This window comes from Stenotrophomonas sepilia, assembly GCF_003244875.1.
Classification (GTDB): domain Bacteria; phylum Pseudomonadota; class Gammaproteobacteria; order Xanthomonadales; family Xanthomonadaceae; genus Stenotrophomonas; species Stenotrophomonas sepilia.
On the sequence record NZ_LXXZ01000030.1, the window covers coordinates 1 to 22016 of the forward strand.

Sequence of the window (22016 nt, forward strand, 5' to 3'; positions counted from 1 at the left end):
CCCTCCGTCCCCTTTTTCTTCAGCCTTCGAGTGCGTCGAGGTAGCTGCGGCGCCAGTGGTTGATGTCGTAGGTGCGCAGATGTTCCATCATCGCGTGCCAGCGTTCCTTGCGCCTGCTCAGCGACATCGTCGCTGCGGTGGCGATCGCATCGGCCACGCCGTCGAGGTCGTGCGGGTTCACCAGCAGTGCCTGCTTCAGTTCGTCGGCGGCGCCGGCCAATAGTGACAGCACCAGCACGCCGGGATCCTCCGGGTCCTGCGAGGCCACGTATTCCTTGGCCACCAGGTTCATGCCATCGCGCAGCGGCGTGACCAGGCCGACCGCCGCCGCTCGGTAGAAGCCGGTGAGCGTGGCATGGGTGAAGTTCTGGTTGACGTAGCGCAGCGGCGTCCAGTCCGGCTCGGCGTGGCCACCGTTGATGTGGCCGGCGATCTGTTCCAGTTGGCTGCGCAGCTGCCGGTACTCGGTGACATCGCCGCGCGAGACCGGCGCGATCTGCAGGTAGGTGAGCGAGCCGCGCTGGTCGGGGTGGCGCTGCAGGTAGCGCTCGAAGCCGAGGAAGCGTTCGGGCAGGCCCTTGGAGTAGTCCAGGCGATCCACGCCGATCGCCAGCTGGCGGTCCCGCAGGCTGCTGCGCAGGTTCTTCACTGCGGTCTTGGTCGCGGCGGTGCCGGCCTGGCGCGCGATCAGTTCGGTGTCGATGCCGATCGGGAAGGCCGCCGCGCGGAATCGGCGCCCACCGGGCGCTTCCAGCTCACCGTTGTCGAGCACGCGGCCACCACCGAACAGGCGCAGGTAGGTCTGGAAGCGATCGGCATCGCGCTGGGTCTGGAAGCCGACCAGGTCGTAGGCGTACAGCGCGGAGAACAACCGCAGATGATCGGGCATGGCCTGCAGCAGGTCGGCCGACGGCATCGGGATGTGCAGGAAGAAACCGATGCGGCAGCCGATGCCGCGCTCGCGCAGCAGTGCGCCGAGCGGGATCAGGTGGTAGTCGTGGATCCAGACGATGTCGTCCTCGCGCAGCAATGGCGCGAGCTTGTCGGCGAACAGCGCATTGACCTTGTGGTAGGTCTCGCGGGTGCCGCGGTCGTAGTCGACCAGGTCCAGCCGGAAGTGCAGCAGTGGCCACAGCGTGCGGTTGGCGAAACCATTGTAGTAGCCATCGACTTCGCGCTTGCTCAGGTCCATGGTGACGTAGTCGATGTCACCGTCCTTCTGCCGGTGCAGCGTGCCGCTGCCTTCCTTCACGGTCTTGCCGCTCCAGCCGAACCACAGCCCGCCGCGCTCCTTCAGGGCGGCCAGCAGGCCGACCGCCAGGCCGCCTGCGCGGTTCTCGCCGGGCACGGCCACACGATTTGATACCACGACCAGACGACTCACGATGCCTCCTGCCAGGACCGTGACAGGCGCATCGCGGCGGTGATCAGGCCGACATGCGAATAGGTCTGCGGGAAGTTGCCCCAGGCCTCGCCGGTGTCGAAGGCCAGATCCTCCGACAGCAGGCCCAGGTGATTGCGCTGCCTCAGCAGCAGTTCGAACATCTCGCGCGCCTCGTCCAGGCGCCCGATCGCCGCCAGTGCATCGATGTACCAGAACGTGCAGATGGTGAAGCTGGTTTCCGGTTCACCGAAGTCATCCGGAGCGACATAGCGGTACAGCGAATTGCCATGCTTGAGGTCACGGCCGATGGCTTCGACGGTGGCGATGAAGCGGGCGTCCATCGCGTCGATGAAGCCGATGTCGGCCAGCAGCAGCAGCGAGGCGTCCAGGCGATGGCCACCGAAGGTATCGGTGAAGTGGCCCAGCTCTTCGCTCCAGGATTCGGCCATGATGCGCGCGTGGATGGTGTCGGCACGTGTGCGCCAGTAGTGGGCGCGGTCGTCGCGCTTCAGCCGCACGGCGATCTTGCACAGGCGGTCGCAGGCGGCCCAGCACATCGCGCTGGTGTAGGTGTGTACCTCGGTGCGGCCGCGGAACTCCCACAGGCCGGCATCGGGTACGTCGTGCAGGGCGAAGGCCTGCTCGCCGAGGGGTTCGAGGCGGGCGAAGGTGTGCGCATCACCCGGGTCCTGCAGGCGCCGGTCGAAGAACAGCTGCGTGGACGCCAGCACGACGCTGCCGTAGACATCGTGCTGGCGCTGCACCCAGGCCAGATTGCCGCGTCGTACCGGGCCCATGCCGCGGTAGCCGGACAGGCTGGGGACCTCATCCTCGTCCAGCTTGGCTTCGAAGCCGATGCCGTACAGCGGTTGCAGCGTACCGTCGGTGGTGGCCAGGTTGAAGATGTAGCCGAGGAACTGTTCCATCGTGCGCGTGGCGCCGAGGCGGTTCAGCGCCCGCACCACGAACGCCGCATCACGCAGCCAGCAGTAGCGGTAATCCCAGTTGCGCACGCTGCCGGGGGCTTCAGGAACGGAGGTGGTCATCGCCGCGATGATCGCGCCGCTGTCCTCGTACTGGCACAGCTTCAGCGTGATCGCACTGCGGATCACCGCGTCCTGCCATTCCAGGGGAATGGACAGGTAGCGCACCCATTCGCGCCAGTAATCGCGGGTACGCTGGAAGGCCTCCTGCACATAGCCGCTGATCGAACGGTTGAGCGATTCATCCACGCCCAGGATCAGGTGGATGGGATGGTTGAGCACGAACGGCAGGCCGTCGCGCACGAAGCGCACCGGCACGTCGGTGGTCAGCCGCAGCACGTGTTCGGGCAGCACCCAGCGCACATGGTTGCTGCCCCAGGTGGATTCCGGAACGCGCGCGCCCCAGTCCGCCAGCGGGCGTGCGCGTACGGTGATGCGCGGGCTGCCAGCCAGCGGACGCACCTGGCGGATCAGGCTGACCGGGCGGTAGAAACGGTCGTTCTGGCGCCAGCGTGGGGCGAAGTCGAGGATTTCCAGTTCGCCGCCGTGCGCGTCGCGCAGCACGGTGCGCAGGATCGCCGTGTTGGTCAGGTATTCCTGCTCGCTGCTGGCGAAGTCTTCCAGCTCGATGGCGAAGTCGCCACCGGTCTGCTGGCTGGGGCCGAGCAGCGCACAGAAGGTAGGGTCGCCGTCGAAGGTGGGCAGGCAGCTCCAGACAACGCGGGCACGTTTGTCGACCAGGGCGCCGAAGCTGCCGTTGCCGACCACGCCCAGATCAAGATCGGGTTGGGTCATCACGCGGTACATCTCGGTTGCGGCCGTGGGGGTTGGCCGGGTCAATAGGCATTCTCACGCAGCCAGGCGTGCACGCTGCGTATGTCGGGCAGCGCGAACACCGCCGCGCTGGGTTCACGTTCACCCACCAGCACGCTCCAGCCATGCTGGCCGTTGGCGGCATCGAAGCCGAACTCATCGGTCAGGTCATCGCCGAGGAACACCGGCAGGCGACCGCGGAAGGGCAGGTACTGCATCATCCGAAGCACCGCACGGCCCTTGTCGGTGCCGACGGGCACGAACTCGACCACATGGTCGCCGGGCTGCAGGCGGTAGCTGGCACGGCCCCGCACGTGGCGGTCGGCGAAGGCGCGGACGTCCCTGGCTGCATGCGGCGCGCCGCGCCAGTGCAGGGCCAGGCCGACACCCTTGTCTTCCACCAGCACGCCGGGATGGCCGTGGGCGAAGCGCATCGCCTGCTGGTGCAGTGCGTGCAGCCATTCGGCGGTGTCGTCGTCGTGTTCGTCGCGCAGTACGCGGCCATCCTGCCCACGCAGTTCATGGCCATGCAGGCCCGCAGCAGGCAGTTGCAACGGAGCGAACAGTTGATCCAGCTGTTCGAGCGGGCGACCACTGACCAGTGCCACGGCACCTTCCAGGCGGTCGCTGATGCGGCCGATGGCTTCGCGCACATCCGGCAGCAGCTGCACGGCATCCGGGCGTGCAGCGAATTCGATCAGGGTGCCGTCGACATCGAGGAACAACGCGCAGGCGTCATCCAGCAATGGCGGCGGCGGACGCAGGGGGAGCGGTTCAGCCATGAAGCCCAGCTTGCCAGCGTGGGCGTGTACGTGGGGTCGAGGGCAGGCTACGGATCGGGGTAGTGCCGGCCAACGGTCGGCACCCACCCAGAGCGATCACCTCCGGTGGGTGCCGACCGTTGGTCGGCACGAAGGGGAGGCTTGCATGGAACCCGGGCAGTGCGGACCAACGGTCCGCACCCACCGGGAGTGATTGGTCCAATGCAATCAGAACGTATAGCGGACGCGGCCGTAGTAGTACGCACCGTTGCTGCCGATCGGCGACAGCACGTCGTACGGCAGGTTGCCGAAGTAGTGGATATCGCTGTTGGATCGATCCGGATAGTTGTCGGTCAGGTTCTGCCCGCCGATGGCCACGCTCCACTGCGGGGTGATGCGGTATTCGACTTCCGCATCCAGCTGCCACTCGGCCTGGTAGGTCTGGCGCGGGATGTAGCCGTCTCCGAAGTTGAACACACGGGTGGCGCTGCCATAACGGTTCACGCGGGTGCTCAGCGACCAGTGGTCGTTGCTCCATGCGGCCGAGAAACTGCCACGTGTTCGCGGTGTGGCATCGGTCAGCGTGTTGGTCTCTTCAATCCCGAACAGCACATAATCCGGGTCCAGCGCCTGCAGCTGGGCCGGCGTGGCCAGCACGTTCTTCAGCGTGGTCTTGGTATATGCATAGGTGCCGGTCAGCAGCAGCTGGCCATCGCCCAGCGACTGGCGCCAGTTGCTCACCAGCTCGGCGCCACGGGTGCGGGTGTCGGCGGCGTTGACGAAGAAGCTGGCACTCTGCAGGCCGCTGACGCCGTAGTTGGCGGCCACGTAGTCGGTCAGCGCATCGCCGGTGATGCTCTCCGACAGCGCGATGCGGTCATCGATGTCGATCTGGAAGAAGTCCAGCGACAGGTCGAAATGCTCGCCGATGCGGCTGGTGAAACCGAGCGAGGTGTTCAGCGATTTCTCTGGCTTCAGGTTCTGTGCCCCCAGGCCGCGTGCGATCGGATTGTTGACCGACAGCAGGCGGCCCTGCACCAGCTGGCCAGCTGCGTTGTAGCCGGTGGAGGTGGACTCGTAGCCGATCTGTGCCAGCGACGGCGCGCGGAAGTTGTTGGAGATCGCGCCGCGCAGCGCGAACGCCGGGGTGAACTCATAGCGCAGGCCGAGCTTGCCGGTCAGTTCGCCGCCGAAGTCGTCGTTGTGCTCGTAGCGCGCGGCCAGATCAGTGGAAAACTTCTCGCCGAACTGGCTGGACAGGCTGGCATAGGCGCTGGCCACATCGCGCGACAGGCGCGCCGCATCCTGCGGGGTCAGGCCGCCACCGGCCTGCGAACCGGTCGGGCGGTCGGTGTACGGGCCGGCGGCATAGCTGGCCGGGTCGCCAGGGCGGGTCTGGTAGCGCTCGTGGCGTGCTTCCACGCCCAGGCCCAGGGTGTGGCTGATGCTGTCGTTCTGGGTGAACACGCGGCTCAGATCGAGGTTGCCCACGGTCTGCGCATACTCGTAATCGGCGGTCTTGAAGCGGGTCGGGCTGGTCGGGCCCAGCGAGGCGTTGAGCGAATCACGCAGGCGATAGGTGAAGTCATTCTGGCCGTAGTCCAGGCTGCCGTCGTAGCTCCATTCGCCCCACTGCCCGCGCACGCCGGCCACGGCCTGCACGTCGCGGTTCTCACCTTCGGAGATCGGCCGGTAGCCATTCGGATAGACCTGCTTCCAGTTGGCATCGCCATCGGGATAGCGGAAGTAGTTGGCGCCTTCGGTGTCACGCTGGTTGAAGGTACCGAACGCGTAGAACGTCGAGGTCTGGCCCACCGGAATCTCGGTGTTCAGCCACAGGTTGATGTCCTTGCTCTTGCCATCACCCAGGACATAGTTGCGCTTGCCCCGCAGTGCCAGGTTGCCCGGGGTCTGGTCCCACGGCGGAATCTGGTCGAAGCCGGCGCGGTTGGTGCCGTTGCGGTGCTTGTATTCCAGGCCGACGCGCAGGAAGCCACCGTCTTCGCCCAGCGAGGTGCCGACCTTGGCGCTGATGTTGCCGGTCTGGCCATCGGTGAGGGTGCGGCCGATCGGCTTGAGGTCGGTGTGGTTGGCACCGTAGCTCGCCTCGATCTCGCCGCCGTCACCGCCGTTGTCGAGGATCACGTTGATCACGCCGGCCACGGCGTCCGAGCCGTACAGCGCACCGGCGCCATCGCGCAGCACTTCAATGCGCTTGATCGCACTGACCGGAATCGAATTGAAATCGACCGGGGTGGTGCCCTTGCCGATCTTGCTGTCGGTGTTGACCAGCGCGGTGTGGTGGCGGCGCTTGCCGTTGACCAGCACCAGCACCTGGTCCGGCGACAGGCCACGCAGCTGCGCGGCGCGCACATGGTCGGCGCCACCGGAGTTGGACTGGCGCGGGAAGTTGAACGACGGCAGCAGCGCCTGCAGCGCGCTGCCCAGCTCACCGTTGACCACGCCGGCCTTGCGGATGTCCTCGGCGGTGAGCACATCCACCGGCGAGGTGGATTCGAGCACGGTGCGGTCGGCGGCACGGGTGCCGGTGACGATCACCGTATCCAGGTTGGTGGCGTCCTGGGCCAGGGCCGGGGCGGCGGCGGAGGAAAGCGCGAGGGCGATGGCGAGGCCGAGCGGCGACGCGGGCAGGCGGGCGGACATGGGGACTCCAGCAACAACGACGACGGGGGAAGGGGAGATGGTGTCACTTACATCCATCCGGATGAAGCGATATATTATCTTCGCGTGATGACCGGTGCGGATGCAAGCCCCTGCCGGTCCGGCATGAGCTGATGCCCGGTTGGCATCAGCACGCCGGGCCGGTGGCGCGGTACGCTGCCGGCTCGCCTTGTCCCCCTTCCCCGGAGCTGTACCGATGAAACACCTTGGCCTCGTCTTCGCCGTGCTGCTGGCCACCAGCGGCTGCGCCAGCCTCTCTTCGCAGGCGCCCAGCGCCTATGCCACGGCCACCACCGCCGAACTGAAGGGCGACGCCGCGCGCCCGTCTTCCGCGCACGGCTGGGTGCGCAGCGAGCTGTATTTCGGCGTGGGCGAGGAGCAGGGCGCCGGCAACCGCCCGCAGGCCGACACCATCAGCGAGGCGCAGTGGCGCACCTTCCTGGACAAGGAAGTGACCCCGCGCTTCCCCGATGGCCTGACCGTGTTCGATGCCTATGGCCAGTGGCTGTTCCGCGGCGATACCGCGCCCAACCGCCTGCGCACCAAGGTGCTGGTGGTGCTGCATGAGGACACCCCGCAGCGCCGCGCCGATATCGAAGCGATCCGCCTGGCGTGGAAGCAGCAGACCAGGCATCAGTCGGTGCTGTGGTCGCGGCAGCCGGTCGAGGTATCGTTCTGAGTTGAAGGTGCCGCCGCGGTGCCGCAGGGAGCAACGATGAACTACAGGGAATGCCTGCTGGGCCTGGTGTTGGCCGGCGCGCTGGCACCGACGGCGCAGGCGGAGGACGAGGGCGAAACGCTACGCTTCCAGGTGGGCGCGCATGTGCAGGCGCATGCCGATCCCCTGCAGGACGGCAGCATTGCCGTGCAGCTGTCACCGTCGGGCAAGCGGCAGACGCTGGCCGGCGCGGCGGATGCCGACGGCCATTCGCGCTGGTCGCTCGAAGATGTCGATTTCGATGGTTACCCGGAGCTGGTTGCACGCGCCCCGGTCGGCATGGTCAACGAAGCGGTGGCGGTGTACCGGTTCGATCCCGCCAGTGCCGGGTTCCGCGCGCTGCGGGCTGAAACCCACGGCAGGGAGAGCTGCGGCGAGCTGATGGGCCTGATGGTCGACCACCTGAGCCGCACCCTGACCAGTAGCTGCCGCAGCGGCCCGATGTGGTACACCGACCAGTATCGCTTTGCAGGTGCGACACTCTATCTGTACCGCGCCGAGAGCGTGCTGATGCTGGGCGATACGGTGAACGCCGCGCTGCAGTGGGAACAACGCGAAGAGAACGGGCCGTTGGCGGTCTGGCGCACCTATGATCCCGCCGGCCGTGTGTTGGAAAGTGCCATTGCCGATGGCCTGGGCGCACCGCCGGATGGACCGTTGCGCGGCCAGCAGGCCACCGTGGCATCCGCGCGGCTGTTCCTGTTCGACCGGCCTGGTGCGTCCAGCACCAAGCGTTACCTGGTGCAGGGCGATCGGGTGGAACTGCTGGATGAACAGAACGGCTGGGTGAAGCTGCGCTATCGCAGCCCGAAGCACGGCGACGTGCTGGGCTGGATCAACGTCAACGACTAGAAAGGGGACGGAGGGAATTAAGTCGCTTGCGGCACAAGCGAGTTAATTCCCTCCGTCCCTTTTTTTGCGGAGGCATCACTTCATCGGGTCTAGCCTCGGGAGTTCCCCCGTTCGAGGATGTATCCGATGAGCAAGCGCGTGGCCGAAATCGTGGTGGACGCCCTGCAGCAGGCCGGTGTCCGCCGTTGCTACGGCATCGTGGGCGATACGCTCAACCATGTGACCGATGCGATGCATGGCAGCGAGATCGCCTGGGTGCACGTGCGCCATGAAGAAGTGGCAGCGTTCGCTGCTGGCGCCGATTCGCTGGTGAGCGGCGAGTTGACCGCCTGCGCGGGTTCCTGTGGTCCCGGTGGCCTGCACTTCATCAATGGCGTGTTCGAGAGCAACCGCAACCGTGCGCCGATGGTGCTGATCGCCAGCCAGGTGGTGACCAGCGAGCTGGGCATGGAATTCCCGCAGGAAGTGGATTTCAAGTCGGTCTATGGCAGCTGCACGGTGTTCTGCGAGCAGGTGCACAGCCCGGAGCAGGCGCGACGCGTGGTGGCCCTGGCCTGCCAGGCCGCGATCAGCCGCCGTGGCGTGGCGGTGGTGATCCTGCCGGCCGATATCAGCCAGGCCGAGGTGAAGCACGATGTGCCGTTCTCGGTGCATTACACCCAGCCGGTACTGCGCCCCTCCGACGCCGAACTGCAGCGCATCGCCGAGCTGCTGGGGCAGGGCAAGCGCATCGGCATCTACGCCGGTGCCGGTTGCCAGGGCGCGCACGCACAGCTGTTGGAACTGGCCCGGCGCTTGCAGGCCCCGATCGCGCACACCTCGCGCGCGAAGGATTTCGTCGAGCCGGACAACCCGTACAACATGGGCATGACAGGCATCTTCGGCATCGAGTCCGGCTTCCACACGCTGATGGCCTGCGACACGCTGCTGCTGCTCGGCGCCGACTTCGCCTGGGGCCAGTTCTACCCGGACAAGGCCACCATCATCCAGGTCGACCGCGATGGCAGCCACCTTGGCCGCCGCCACCCGGTGAACCTCGGCGTGGTCGGCGATATCGCACCGACGCTGGATGCGTTGCTGCCGATGCTGCCGCCGCGCGAGGACAGCAGTTTCCTGGACGAGTGCATCGAGCATCGCGACAAGGCGCTGAAGAAGCGCGAACAGGAAGAGCAGCCGGGCGAAGGCGAATTGATCCATCCGCAGCACCTGACCGCGCTGCTCTCGAAGCACGCCACCGAGGATGCACTGTTCACCGCCGACGGCGGCTCGCCGATGGTGTGGGTGCTGCGCCATATCCGCGTCAACGGTCGCCGCCGCACGCTGACCAGCCTGCTGCACGGCACGATGGCCAACGCGATGCCGCAGGCGCTGGGGCTGCAGAAGGCCTTCCCCGGCCGGCAGGTGATCTCGCTGTCCGGCGATGGTGGCCTGGCGATGCTGCTGGGTGATCTGTTGACGGCGGCGCAGGAGAACCTGCCGATCAAGGTGGTGGTGTTCAACAACGGTTCGCTGAACTTCGTCGAGCTGGAGCAGAAGGTGGAAGGCCTTCTGGACAACTACACCGACCTGAAGAACCCGGACTTCGGCCGCTTGGCCGAAGTGATCGGCTTCCATGGCCGCACGGTCACCCGCAGCGAGGATCTGGAGGAAGCGGTGCAGGATTTCCTGTCGCAGCGCGGCCCGGCATTGCTGGACGTGCACACGAGTCGCGCCGAGCTGGTGATGCCGCCGCAGATCGAGGCCAAGCAGGTCGCCGGCACGGCGCTGTATGCGGCCAAGGCGGTGTTGAACGGTCGCTTCGACGACGTGAAGCATCTGCTGGTGGACAACTTCCTGAAGAAGTGAGGGGGGCGATGCAGGGCTGCGCCCTGCACCCGCGGTAGGGCCGGCCGCTGGCCGGCAACATCAGCAGCAACAGCAACAGCTGGTATCCGTGGGATGGCGGGGTGGGTCCGGTTGCAGCGACCCCTGCGCGGCCTACCCGACCGGCCCAACTGGCAATGCCGGTCGACTAACAGTCGACTCTACCCGCGCCCAGCCATGAGGGGCGCCGCCGTTGGCTGGAACCCATCATTCCACCGCGGAATTGGCGCCCAGGCCCCGCTGGGCCTACCATCGGCGCTCCCCACCCCCACCGCCCCTTCCATGTCCGCTCCCGCTTCCGCCGCACCGCGTCGCTGGTTCGTCGCCGGCGACTTCAACGGCTTCTTCGGCCTGGTCGTCGACAACCTCTCCATCCTCGGCTTCATCGCCATGGCCCTGGTCGGGATCTTCCAGTTCCCCGCCGACGTGGTGTTCGGCCGCATGTTCCCCGGCACGGCCTTCGGCGTGCTGATAGGCAACCTGCTGTACACCCTGATGGCACGCCGGCTGGCCGCGCGCAGCGGCCGTGACGACGTCACCGCCATGCCGCTCGGCCTGGATGCCCCCACCAGCATCGGCATGGCCCTGCTGGTGCTTGGCCCGGCCTTCATCGCGTTCAAGCAGCAGGGCATGGACCCGCACGCGGCGGGCATCGCCACCTGGCAGCTGGGCATGGCGGCGCTGGTCATCATGGGCGTGCTCAAGTTCGTGCTGTCGTTCTTCGGTGAAGCAGTCACCCGCGCGTTGCCGCGTGCCGCGCTGCTGGGTTCCATTGCCGGCATCGCGCTGGTGCTGATGGGCCTGCTGCCGCTGCTGGAAACGCTGCGCTCGCCGCTGGTCGGCTTCACCACGCTGGGCCTGCTGCTGTATGTGCTGATCGCCAAGGGCAAGCTGCCGGTGCGTGGCCCGGGCGTGCTGCTGGCCTTCGTGTTCGGCACCGTGCTGTATTACGGCCTGGGCCTGGCCGGGCTGGGTGCGCCGGGCTTCCATGTGCCGGAGTGGGTGCCGCCGCAGGTGGTGCTGCCGCTGCCGACGCTGGGCTTCCTCGACGGCCTGCCCACTGCGATGACCTACCTGCCGCTGCTGCTGCCGTTCGGCCTGCTGATGGTGGTCGGCGGCATCAATGTGTCTGAAAGCGCGCGTGCGGCCGGCGATGACTACCGCACCCGCGACATCCTGCTGGTGGAAGCGGTGGCTACGCTGGTGGCAGGCGTCTGTGGCGGCGTCGCGCAGACCACGCCGTACATCGGCCAGCCGGCGTACAAGCACATGGGCGCGCGCAGCGGCTATACGCTGCTGACCGGCCTGTTCGTCGGCATCGGCGGCATGCTCGGCATCATCTCCGGGCTGGTGCAGTGGCTGCCGCTGGCGGTGCTGGCACCGATCATCGTGTACGTGGCCATCGACATCACCACCCAGGCCTTCCAGGCCACGCCGCGCCACCATACCGGCGCGATGGTGTTCGGTTTCCTGCCTTCGGTGGCCTACCTGCTGGCGATCAAGGCACCCGGCTGGATCGCACCGGATCAGCTGCCCCAGCTGCTGACCAAGCTCGACGGCCACGGCCTGCCGGAGCTGGCGGTGATCTTCACCCTGGGCAATGGCTTCATCATCACCTCGATGCTGTGGATTTCGGCGGTGGCGGCGATGGTCGATGGCCGCCTGCGCCGTGCCTGCGGCTTCCTGCTGGTGGCGGCGGTACTGACCCTGTTCGGGCTGATCCACTCGGTGGATCCGCGCGGCGGCATCTACCTGCCGTGGGAGCTGGAAGGATTGGCGCGCATCATCAGTGTGCAGTTTGCCGGCGCCTACGTGGCCCTGGCGGTGCTGCTGGGCTTGCTGTCGCTGCAGAAGCAGCCGGTGAAGCCGCTGGGTGGGGACAGCTGATCCCACGGTAGTGCCGGCCGTTGGCCGGCATGCTCATGGGTATCCAAGGGCCGGCGCATTGCCGGCCCTTCTGCTTCTGCCGCCTTGTAGAGGCGAGCCTGCGCTCGGCTGCTCTGAGCCGAGCATGGCTCGGCTCTACAGGGGCGTGTTGCAGGCGGCGAATGCTTACAGCGCGCTCTGCCGGCCAGCGGCCGGCACTACCGCTCGGCGTCCAGCTCCGGGTAATGGCGGAAGATGCCATTCGTGTTGAACGCCAGCCGCCGTTCCGAGGCCAGGTAGGCGGCGATGTTCGGCCGCTTCGCCACCCGCGCCTGCAGCGCGCGCAGCAGGGGCAGTGTGGGCGCCAGTGCCTGCATGCGACGCGGGAACATGTAGTCCAGCCCACTCAGCAGCTGGAACAGCGACAGGTCCACATACGAATGCTCGCGCAGTGCATGGCGGCCACCGTTGGCGGCCAGCACCCGTTCGAAGTAGCCCAGGAACTTCGGCAGGCGCTCGCTGCGCAGCGACGCGGCACGTGCCTTGGCCTCGGTCTTCTGCGCTTCGTAGTATTTCGATGCGGCGATCGGATGATGGGTGTCATGCACTTCGGCCACCAGGTCAGCGATGGTCAACTGCAGTTGCAGCGCCTGCATCCGCCGCGATGCGGCCTGCGGCACCAGATCCAGCGCCGGGCCGAGGAAGTCCAGGATCGCGGCAACCTGCGCAATGACCTGGCGACCGGCCTTCAGGAACGGCGGCGCGAAGGGCTGCGGGCCTTCGCTGTGGCCCTCCAGGAACGGCTGCATCACCGCATCGCCGTGCACCCGCGCCATGTCGATGTAGTCGGCGCCGGCATCCTCCAGCGCCAGGCGCACGAACTCGCCGCGGCCCTGGATGCCGGTCCAGTAATACAGCGCGTACTGCATGGCAGTGCCTCCACATGAAAAGACCCACAGCGTCGCGCGGGGCATGCAAAGCAGGCGTGAGCGCGGCTTTGGCGCGGGCCGAAGCCGAACGGCAGCGGAACAGACGGGGAACCGGCTGGAACCGGTGGGGTCACACCTTCTCCATGCGTGTGAAACGAGGTGCTGCATCATGCAGAGTGGAAAGGCGGTATGGCCCTGGGTGTTGGGAGTGGTGGTGATCGGTGGCGCGGGCGGTTGGTTGTTCCGCGATCAGCTGAAGAGCCTGGCAGACGGTGTCTCGGTGCCGGTGCAATCGCCCCCCGCCAGTACCAGCGCACCGCCACAACCGCAGGCGGCCGCGGAACCCGCGCCAGCGCCACCGACGATCAAGCATCCGCTGGATACCGAGGCCGCAGCTGATCCGGCGCTACCGAAGCTGGCTGACAGCGATACGGCTGCCTGGGGGGCATTGAGCCAGCTGTTCCAGGGCGAGGGCCCGATGACCCTGCTGCTGCGCGATCACCTGATCCAGCGCCTGGTCACCCAGGTCGACAACCTGGACAAACCAAGCGTGCCGCCGACGGCGCTGGCCGCACGGCCGCTGCCGGGCAACCTGCAGGTCGAGCCTGGCGAGGGTGGGGAACGCATCGCGGCAAGCAACTCGGTGCGTTACGCGCCCTATGTGCAGGCCTTTACTGCGCTGGATCCAGCGGCAGCGGCTACGGCTTACAAGCGCTTCTATCCGTTGATCCAGCAGGCCTACGTCGACCTGGGCCGGCCCGACGGCTACTTCAACGACCGTCTGGTGGCGGTGATCGACCATCTGCTGGAGACCCCGGAACTGGTGCAGGCGCCATTGGTGCAGCGTGATGAGCGCGGTCGCTACCGCTTCGTCGATTCCACCCTGCAGTCGCGCTCGATAGGCCAGAAGGCGCTGTTGCGCATGGACGCCACGCAGGCGCGGGCGGTCAAGCAGCAGCTGCGGGCGCTCCGCTCTGCGATCATCCGCTGAACCGGTCCACTGCGCCGAACTGATCGGGATCAACGCGCCGACCACACCCGTTCCGGCATGCTGGCCGCAGGCTGACTCGCTACGGGGTGCAGTCGCAGCCACCCTTGAAACGGGGTGGGGCAGCCGCATCTTCCCAGCATCGCCGGCGCGGGCCGGCCCTGATGACCGATGAGGATTCGCAATGCGGATGGACAAGCTCACCTCGCGTTTCCAGCAGGCGCTGGCAGACGCACAGTCGCTGGCCGTGGGCCGCGACAACAGCATCATCGAACCGGTCCACCTGTTCAGCGCGCTGCTGGACCAGCAGGGCGGCAGCACGCGCCCGCTGCTCGCGCAGGCCGGGGTGAACGTGCCGGTCCTGCGCGAGCGCCTGACCGAGGCGTTGGACGCGCTGCCCAAGGTGTCCGGCCAGGCCGGCAACGTCTCGATGGGCAATGACCTGGGGCGCCTGCTGAACCAGACCGACAAGCTGGCCCAGCAGCACGGTGATGCCTTCATCGCCAGCGAGTGGTTCGTGCTGGCGGCGCTGGAGGATGGTGGCACGCTGGGCATGGCGCTGCGCGCCGCCGGTGCCGACAAGACCCGCCTGCAGGCGGCCATCGACAAGCTGCGTGGCGGCGAGAACGTGCAGTCGGAGAATGCCGAGGAGCAGCGGCAGGCGCTGGAGAAGTACACCATTGACCTGACCGCGCGCGCCGAGAGCGGCAAGCTCGACCCGGTGATCGGCCGTGACGAGGAAATCCGCCGCACCATCCAGGTGCTGCAGCGCCGGACCAAGAACAACCCGGTGCTGATCGGCGAACCCGGCGTGGGCAAGACCGCGATCGTGGAAGGGCTCGCCCAGCGCATCATCAACGACGAAGTACCCGAGGGCCTGCGTGGCAAGCGCGTGCTGTCGCTGGACATGGGCGCGCTGATCGCCGGCGCCAAGTTCCGCGGTGAATTCGAGGAGCGCCTGAAGGGCGTGCTCAACGACCTGGCCAAGAACGAAGGCCAGATCATCCTGTTCATCGACGAGCTGCACACCATGGTCGGCGCCGGCAAGGCTGATGGCGCGATGGATGCCGGCAACATGCTGAAGCCGGCCCTGGCGCGTGGCGAGCTGCATTGCATCGGTGCGACCACGCTGGACGAATATCGCAAGTACATCGAGAAGGATGCCGCGCTGGAGCGCCGCTTCCAGAAGGTGTTCGTCGGCGAACCCACGGTGGAGGACACCATCGCGATCCTGCGCGGGCTGAAGGAAAAGTACGCCGTGCACCACGGCGTGGAAATCACCGACCCGGCCATCGTGGCTGCCGCCACGCTGTCCAACCGCTACATCACCGACCGCCAGCTGCCGGACAAGGCCATCGACCTGATGGACGAAGCCGCCTCACGCCTGCGCATGGAGATCGACTCCAAGCCGGAGGAGCTGGATCGCCTGGAACGCCGGGTGATCCAGCTGAAGATCCAGCGCGAGATGCTGAAGAAGGAAAAGGACGAAGCCTCGCGGCAGCGCTTGGCCGACCTGGAGAACGACATCGACGGGCTGGAGCGCGAGTTCTCCGACCTCAATGAAATCTGGAAGTCGGAGAAGGCGGCGCTGCAGGGCGCCACCAAGATCAAGGAACAGGTCGAGCAGGCCAAGCTGGAGCTGGAAGCTGCGCAGCGCCGCCAGGATTTCGCCAAGATGAGCGAAATCCAGTACGGCCTGTTGCCGCAACTGGAAAAGCAGCTGGCCGCCGCGCAGGAAGCCGAGCACAAGGACTTCAAGCTGGTACAGGACCGCGTGACCGATGAGGAGATCGCCGAGGTCGTTTCGCGCTGGACCGGCATCCCGGTCAACAAGATGCTCGAAGGCGAGCGCGACAAGCTGCTGCGCATGGAAGAAGTGCTGCACAACCGTGTGGTCGGCCAGGAAGAGGCGATCAAGGTCGTCTCCGATGCGGTACGCCGCTCGCGTGCCGGCCTGTCCGATCCGAATCGTCCGGCCGGCTCGTTCCTGTTCCTCGGCCCGACCGGCGTCGGCAAGACCGAGCTGTGCAAGTCGCTGGCCGAGTTCCTGTTCGACAGTGCCGACGCGATGATCCGCATCGACATGAGCGAGTTCATGGAGAAGCACAGCGTCGCCCGCCTGATCGGTGCGCCCCCGGGCTACGTCGGCTACGAGGAAGGCGGTTACCTGACCGAGGCCGTGCGTCGTCGCCCGTATTCGCTGATCCTGCTCGATGAGGTGGAGAAGGCGCATCCGGATGTGTTCAACATCCTGCTGCAGGTGCTGGACGATGGCCGCCTGACCGACGGCCAGGGCCGCACGGTGGACTTCCGCAACACCGTCATCGTGATGACCTCGAACCTGGGCTCGCATCAGATCCAGGACATGAGCACCGACGACAGCCCGGAGGCCTACACGCAGATGAAGGCGGCCGTGATGGGCGTGGTGCAGGCGCACTTCCGTCCGGAGTTCATCAACCGCCTGGACGACATCGTCGTGTTCCATCCCCTGGACAAGCAGCAGATCAAGCAGATCGCACGCATCCAGATGCGCGGGCTGGAGAAGCGCCTGGCCGAGCGCGGGCTGAAGCTGGCGGTCACCGATGCGGCGTTCGACCTGCTCGGCAACGTCGGCTTCGATCCGGTGTATGGCGCGCGGCCGCTGAAGCGCGCGATCCAGTCGCAGCTGGAGAATCCGCTGGCGCAGCAGATCCTGTCCGGCGCGTTCGTCAACGGTGACACCATCGAAGTCGGCAATGAGGGTGGGCATTTGGTCTTCGCCAAGGCCTGAACCGGTGGCGCGCCTGCCATGGCTGGCGCGCCACCAAAGCCTCAGCAAGGCACAATGATCCCGTTTCACTTTCGCAAGGACGAGGAGAACCGCATGGACGTTACCCGCAGGGTTTCACTCTGCATGGCGCTGGCGCTCGCTGCTGTTGCTGGACACGCTGCAGCCGTCGAACAGGTCCAGCTGCCGCCGATGAAGGGTTACCAGCAGGCCCACCAGAGCACCGACGCACAAGGCAACCGCATCACCGAGTACGTGCCGCAGGGCCAGACCGTGCAGGACTGGACCGACATGGTCACCGTCAATGATGCGCCGAACAGTGGCCATGTGAGTCCGCGCGAGTTCCTCGGCATCATCGAGGCGGGGTGGCGCATGGCCTGTCCGGCTGCGCAGAGCCACTGGATCCGCGAAGGCGAGGAGGGCGGACGGCCATTCGCGCTGCTGATGCTCAGTTGCCCGCTGAACCCCGGCACCGGCAAACCGGAGTTCACCTGGATCAAGGGCATGCAGGGCAGGCAGGGCTTCCACACCGTGCAGAAGTCGTTCCGCGCCGAGCCGGAGAAGGACGACGTCGTGCAGTGGATCGGCTGGCTGCGCGAGGTCGGCTTGTGCGGCAGCGGCACCGCACAAGCCTGCCACTGATCGAAGCGAAAGAGGGCGCCCAGCGGCGTCCTTCATGCATCAGAAGCGGTGCGTATAGCCGCTCATCACGCCAAACTGGTTGGCCTTCTGCACGATCGGGCTGTCGGCAGCATCGCCAAGCAGGCGCGTGCCTTCGGCCGAGATGTACAAGTTGCCATTACGGCCCACGCGGTGGCTCCACTTCAGGCCCACACCGGCGCTGACCAGGCCGGCCTTCGGTTTGTGCTCGGCAAAGCCGGTGCGCGCGGCTTGTTCCGGACTGACGCCGTACCAGGTCTGCATGTACCCACGGTTGCCGTAGTCGGTGGAGACGCTGCCGCTGACCACGCCACCGGCCAGGTCGAACAGCGGCATGCTCAGGTTCAGGTGGATCTGCTGGGTAGCCAGTCCGTTCTCAGCCTTGTCCTCGTCCTTGCGGGTGAACTGCCAGGAGCCGCTCAGCACGGCTTCGCCCAGCGTATATCCAGCCGAGACACCGACCAGGGGACGGGTATCGATATCGCCCATGCCGCGCAGGAAGTCCGAACCGCCGAGCAGCGAATCCTTGTCCTTGCGGATACCGCTGGCACCGACATAGGCGCGCACGCGGGTGTGCTCGCCGAGGGTCGTGCCCCAGCCGATGCCACTGGTGCCCAGAAACCAGCCCCCTGGCGAGGTGACATCGAAGGACAGCGAAGGCGTCGCACGGTACTCCTCGCTGCCGCTGTAGCGCGGCGCCACGCCACCACCGGCGGCGAGCTCGAAGGTCCAGTGGTCATCCTTGGCGTGGGCGATCGGGGCGGCGAACAGTGGCAACAGGGCCAGGCAGAGCAGGGTGTGGGAACGGCGAAGCTGGGACATGGAAACTCTCGACAATGGGAGGAAAAGCAGCGCGCGCATCCGGCGAGTGCTGCAGGGTCGCTAGCGTGGCGATACGCCGGCGACCGATCCGTCCGCAGTTGTGCGGGAGTTGTAATCAACTGTAATTGCGCCCGTGGGCGTTCAGCTGGCAGCCAGCGGCCAGTGCATTTCCAGGCGTGCGCCGCCGAGGGCGGCGCGACCGATGCGCAGTTCGCCGTGGTGGCGTGCGGCAATGCGGCCGACGATCGCCAGGCCCAGGCCGAAGCCGCCGGTGTCGCGGCTGCGGCTGTCATCCAGGCGGGTGAACGGGCGGACCACCTTTTCGCGGTCAGCCTCGGCGATGCCGGGGCCGTCGTCGTCCACGCGCAGGCAGGCGCGCCCGCCCACACTCACCAGCGACACGTCCACCTGCGAGCGCGCGTGGCGCAGGGCATTGCCGACCAGATTGCTCAGCGCCAGCTGCAGCAGGCGCGGTTCCGCGTCCAGCCGAGGCAGGGCACTGGGCTGCACGCGCAGCACCAGGCCGGCACGTTCGGCATCGCGGCGGGCATCGGCCAGGCAGGCCTGCAGCCAGTCGTTGGCTTCGATCCGCTGCATCGGTTCGCCCTCGCCCGGATGCTCGAGCCGTTCGTAGGCCAGCAGTTCGCTGACCAGCCGGTTGAGCTCGGCCAGGTCGCCATGCAGGCCCTGCGCCAGTCGTTCGCGGCGCTCGCGGTCATCGCTGTCCTGCATCAGGTCCAGGCCAAAGGCCACGCGCGCGATCGGCGTGCGCAGTTCGTGCGAGATCGCATGGGTCAGGTCGCGCTGGCGCTGCACCAGTTCGGCCACGCGTGCGGCCATGCGGTTGGAGTGATCGACGATGACCCGGATCTGCGAGCGTGGCGAAACCTGCGCGCGTGCCTGCAGATCGCCGGCGCCGATGCGGTCGGCATGCACGCGCAGGGCCTCCAGATCGCGCCAGAGCAGGCGAACCCAGGCGTACAGGCTGGCGCCGACCAGCAGCAGGATGCTGAGGTAGGCCGCGATGGTCATGTACGTGGTCATCTGCACCGCGCCAGGCAGGCGCAGGTGCAACCAGCGACCATCGATGCCTTCGATCGGCAGCAGGACCTGCTGGTACTGATCGCGCACGATGAAGCCATCGGCCTGCACGGCTGCCTGTTCCTGCGGGGCCAGCGCGGGAGGCGTGCCGAGCAGGGTCAATGCGATGCCATAGTGCGGTTGCCACTGCTGCAGGCGCTTACGCTGCTGGCTACCGTCCAGGCCGGCCAGGCCGCTGCGCAGGGCGTACACCTGCCCGCGCACCTGCTGGACGAAAACGCGATCCTGCACGGGGGTATAGATGCTGTCGAGCACCCGGTTGAGGAAGAATACCGAGGCCAGGAAACAGGCGCCGGTGATGAACCACAGCCACAGGAACAGCCGCTTCATGCCGTCCAGGCCGACGGATTGAACTGGTAGCCGCGGCCCCACACGGTCTTGATCCGCCGCGGCTCGCGCGCATCGTCGCCGAGCTTGCGACGCAGCTTGCCGATGCAGACGTCAACGCTGCGGTCCAGGCCGTCGAAGCCGATACCGCGCACCGCCTGCAGGATCTGGTCACGGGACAGGATCTGCCCGGGCTGGCTGGCCAGCAGCCACAGGATTTCGAATTCGGTGGTGCCCACGTCCACCGTGGCGCCGTGCAGGTGTACCTCACGCTGCATGCGGTCGATCAGCAGTTCACCGTGCATCAGCCGGCTGGGCGTGCCGGTGTTGCTGCTGCCGTGGCGGCGGCGCAGCAGGGCGCGCAGCCGGGCCAGAAGCAGGCGTGGTTCGATGGGCTTGTGCACATAGTCGTCGGCGCCCGATTCCAGGCCCAGCACCTGTTCGATGTCGTCCTCGCAGGCGGTCAGCATCAGGATCGGCACATCGGAGAAGCTGCGGATCTGCCGGCACACGTCGATGCCGCCCAGGCCGGGCAGCATCAGGTCCAGTACCACCAGCTCCGGCGCGTGCTGGCGGCAGGCGGCGCCGGCGAGGTCGCCGCGTGCGATGTGCTGCACGGCGAAGCCATGCTGGTGAAGGTAGTCGCTCACCAGTTCGGCCAGGCGACGGTCGTCCTCTACCAGCATGACCGACGTAGGCGAACTGCTGGTGGTGGGATGCCAGGGCGATGGCTGCATGGGTGGGGCCTCCGTGCCCGGGCAGGAGCGCCCGGCGGCGCAGCCTAGCAACGCCCCATGACGGCTGCCTGAATCGCGGCCAACCTGATAACCGCCGGTACGGGCGTCATCGCCAGTGGCTTTCAGCGGCGGGTGCCAGCTGGCCTATGGTGGCGGTTTCCCCGGATGGAGCCTGGTGCAATGAGCGAACCGCAGTGGCAACTGGAAACCCTGGCCGTGCACGGTGGCTACCGTCCCGACCCGACCACCCGCGCGGTGGCGGTGCCGATCTACCAGACCGTGGCGTATGCCTTCGATGACACCCAGCACGGTGCCGACCTGTTCGACCTGAAGGTGCCCGGCAACATCTACACGCGCATCATGAACCCCACCACCGACGTGCTGGAGCAGCGCCTGGCTGCACTGGAAGGTGGCATCGGTGCGCTGGCGCTGGCCTCGGGGCAGGCCGCGATCACCTATGCCCTCCAGACCATCGCCGAGGCCGGTGACAACATCGTCGCCTCCAGCGCGCTGTATGGCGGCAGCCTCAACCTGCTGGCACACACGCTGCCGCAGTACGGCATCCAGGCGCGCTTCGCCGACCCGGCCGATCGTTCTGCGTTCGCCGCGCTGATCGACGAGCGCACCAAGGCGGTGCTCGTCGAATCGATCGGCAACCCGCGCGGCAACGTCACCGACATCGCCGCCATTGCCGAGGTGGCGCATGCGGCGGGTGTGCCGCTGATCGTCGACAACACCGTGGCCACCCCGTTCCTGCTGCGCCCGTTCGAGCACGGTGCCGACATCGTCGTGCACTCGCTGACCAAGTACCTGGGCGGCCACGGCAACAGCCTCGGCGGTGCCATCATCGACTCCGGCCGCTTCGACTGGGCGGCGCAGCCGAAGCGTTTCGCCCGCCTCAACCAACCCGACCCCAGTTACCACGGCGTGGTCTATACCGAAGCACTGGGGCCGGCGGCCTACATCGGCCGCGCGCGGGTGGTCCCGCTGCGCAATACCGGTGCCGCGTTGTCGCCGTTCAATGCGTTCCTGATCCTGCAGGGCATCGAGACCCTGGCCCTGCGCATGGAGCGCATCAACGCCAATGCACTGGCCGTCGCGCAGTTCCTGAAGGCGCACGACAAGGTCGCCTGGGTGCGTTACGCGGGACTGGCAGACGACCCCGAGCATGCCGCCGCGCAGCGCTACCTGGGCGGGCATGGCTCGGGCGTACTGACCTTCGGCCTGCCGGGCGGGCGCGAGGCTGGCGCGCGCTTTCTCGATGCGCTGAAGCTGTTCACCCGCCTGGTCAACCTGGGCGACGCGAAGTCGCTGGCCACCCATCCGGCCTCGACCACCCATCGCCAGCTGGATGCGGCAGAGCTGGCCAAGGCCGGGGTCAGCGAAGATACCGTGCGGCTGTCGATCGGCATCGAGCACATCGGTGACCTCCGCGCCGACCTGGAGCAGGCCCTGGCCGCCGCCTGATAGCCGCGCGCTTGGTGCATATCGCCACAGGCGATCACCACCGGCGGCGCGATGCGCTAGGGTGGAACTGCCTCTCCAAGGCGTGGCAACGTGGCGATCCAGATCCCCGGTCGATGCGGGTCGACCGGGGATTTTTTTGTTTCCGGGGTCAGATCCGTTTTCCTGTGGAAAACAGATCGGACCCCATGTGCCGACGGTCGGCATCAATCCTGGTAGATCCACGCCATGCGTGGATGGATCACCATCGGAATCGAACATTCCGACAGTTCATCAAACAGCATCCACGCATGGCGTGG

Annotated in this window: 16 protein-coding genes; 8 read left to right on the forward strand and 8 right to left on the reverse strand. The window is 67.0% G+C overall.

Annotation, left to right across the window (positions count from 1 at the left end; translation table 11 throughout):
- Window positions 1-19: 19 nt before the first annotated feature.
- The 4 genes from otsA to A7X97_RS04720 all read right to left on the reverse strand — a co-directional run bounded on the left by otsA (window position 20) and on the right by A7X97_RS04720 (window position 6605).
- Window positions 20-1384: an alpha,alpha-trehalose-phosphate synthase (UDP-forming) gene (otsA, locus tag A7X97_RS04705; protein ID WP_061480565.1), complete on the reverse strand. Its 1365-nt coding sequence runs from the start codon at window positions 1382-1384 to the stop codon at window positions 20-22.
- Window positions 1381-3162, reverse strand: coding sequence for a glycoside hydrolase family 15 protein (locus tag A7X97_RS04710; RefSeq protein WP_111007657.1), 1782 nt, complete (start codon window positions 3160-3162; stop codon window positions 1381-1383). The genes otsA and A7X97_RS04710 overlap by 4 nt, the downstream gene beginning before the upstream one ends.
- A 41-nt stretch (window positions 3163-3203) precedes the next feature.
- The gene (gene otsB / locus A7X97_RS04715; protein ID WP_061480563.1) at window positions 3204-3962 is read right to left on the reverse strand and encodes a trehalose-phosphatase; all 759 of its coding nucleotides are present in this window, start codon (window positions 3960-3962) and stop codon (window positions 3204-3206) included.
- A 207-nt stretch (window positions 3963-4169) separates the two neighbouring features.
- Window positions 4170-6605 (reverse strand): TonB-dependent receptor plug domain-containing protein, encoded by a 2436-nt coding sequence (locus tag A7X97_RS04720; protein WP_088497232.1) that lies wholly within the window; start codon window positions 6603-6605, stop codon window positions 4170-4172.
- A gap of 214 nt (window positions 6606-6819) precedes the next feature.
- On the opposite strand from A7X97_RS04720, the gene A7X97_RS04725 reads away from it, so the two are divergent.
- From A7X97_RS04725 to A7X97_RS04740, 4 genes are all read left to right on the forward strand, one after another.
- Complete coding sequence (locus A7X97_RS04725) at window positions 6820-7302, forward strand: DUF3574 domain-containing protein (protein WP_111007652.1); 483 nt, start codon at window positions 6820-6822, stop codon at window positions 7300-7302.
- A 36-nt stretch (window positions 7303-7338) separates the two neighbouring features.
- Window positions 7339-8193 (forward strand): SH3 domain-containing protein, encoded by an 855-nt coding sequence (locus tag A7X97_RS04730; protein WP_072167653.1) that lies wholly within the window; start codon window positions 7339-7341, stop codon window positions 8191-8193.
- A 126-nt stretch (window positions 8194-8319) separates the two neighbouring features.
- A complete protein-coding gene (locus A7X97_RS04735; RefSeq protein ID WP_072167654.1) occupies window positions 8320-10038 on the forward strand; it encodes a thiamine pyrophosphate-dependent enzyme in 1719 nt (572 codons plus the stop codon).
- Window positions 10039-10338: 300 nt separating this feature from the next.
- The gene (locus tag A7X97_RS04740; protein WP_111007653.1) at window positions 10339-11943 is read left to right on the forward strand and encodes a SulP family inorganic anion transporter; all 1605 of its coding nucleotides are present in this window, start codon (window positions 10339-10341) and stop codon (window positions 11941-11943) included.
- Window positions 11944-12140: 197 nt separating this feature from the next.
- Here A7X97_RS04740 and A7X97_RS04745 read toward each other — a convergent pair whose 3' ends face one another.
- On the reverse strand, window positions 12141-12851 hold the full coding sequence (locus A7X97_RS04745) for a glutathione S-transferase (RefSeq protein WP_072167656.1): 711 nt from the start codon (window positions 12849-12851) through the stop codon (window positions 12141-12143).
- Window positions 12852-13020: 169 nt separating this feature from the next.
- Between A7X97_RS04745 and A7X97_RS04750 the strand changes: the two genes are divergently transcribed.
- The 3 genes from A7X97_RS04750 (at window position 13021) to A7X97_RS04760 (ending at window position 17248) form a co-directional block, all read left to right on the forward strand.
- Window positions 13021-13842 carry a DUF3014 domain-containing protein gene (locus A7X97_RS04750; protein ID WP_111007654.1) on the forward strand — a complete coding sequence of 274 codons (822 nt, stop codon included), beginning with the start codon at window positions 13021-13023 and terminating at the stop codon, window positions 13840-13842.
- Between the two features lie 181 nt (window positions 13843-14023).
- Entirely contained in the window at window positions 14024-16609 is a 2586-nt protein-coding gene (gene clpB / locus A7X97_RS04755) for an ATP-dependent chaperone ClpB (RefSeq protein ID WP_111007655.1), read from the forward strand.
- A 93-nt stretch (window positions 16610-16702) separates the two neighbouring features.
- Window positions 16703-17248 carry a hypothetical protein gene (locus A7X97_RS04760; protein WP_242014827.1) on the forward strand — a complete coding sequence of 182 codons (546 nt, stop codon included), beginning with the start codon at window positions 16703-16705 and terminating at the stop codon, window positions 17246-17248.
- A 39-nt stretch (window positions 17249-17287) separates the two neighbouring features.
- Here A7X97_RS04760 and A7X97_RS04765 read toward each other — a convergent pair whose 3' ends face one another.
- The 3 genes from A7X97_RS04765 to A7X97_RS04775 all read right to left on the reverse strand — a co-directional run bounded on the left by A7X97_RS04765 (window position 17288) and on the right by A7X97_RS04775 (window position 20253).
- Entirely contained in the window at window positions 17288-18088 is an 801-nt protein-coding gene (locus tag A7X97_RS04765) for a MipA/OmpV family protein (protein WP_111007656.1), read from the reverse strand.
- 141 nt (window positions 18089-18229) lie between these two features.
- The gene (locus A7X97_RS04770) at window positions 18230-19519 is read right to left on the reverse strand and encodes an ATP-binding protein (RefSeq protein ID WP_088497238.1); all 1290 of its coding nucleotides are present in this window, start codon (window positions 19517-19519) and stop codon (window positions 18230-18232) included.
- Window positions 19516-20253 carry a winged helix-turn-helix domain-containing protein gene (locus A7X97_RS04775; RefSeq protein WP_005418539.1) on the reverse strand — a complete coding sequence of 246 codons (738 nt, stop codon included), beginning with the start codon at window positions 20251-20253 and terminating at the stop codon, window positions 19516-19518. Before A7X97_RS04775 ends, A7X97_RS04770 begins: the two co-directional genes overlap by 4 nt.
- A gap of 180 nt (window positions 20254-20433) precedes the next feature.
- Between A7X97_RS04775 and A7X97_RS04780 the strand changes: the two genes are divergently transcribed.
- A complete protein-coding gene (locus tag A7X97_RS04780) occupies window positions 20434-21720 on the forward strand; it encodes an O-acetylhomoserine aminocarboxypropyltransferase/cysteine synthase family protein (RefSeq protein WP_088497239.1) in 1287 nt (428 codons plus the stop codon).
- Window positions 21721-22016: the final 296 nt, after the last annotated feature.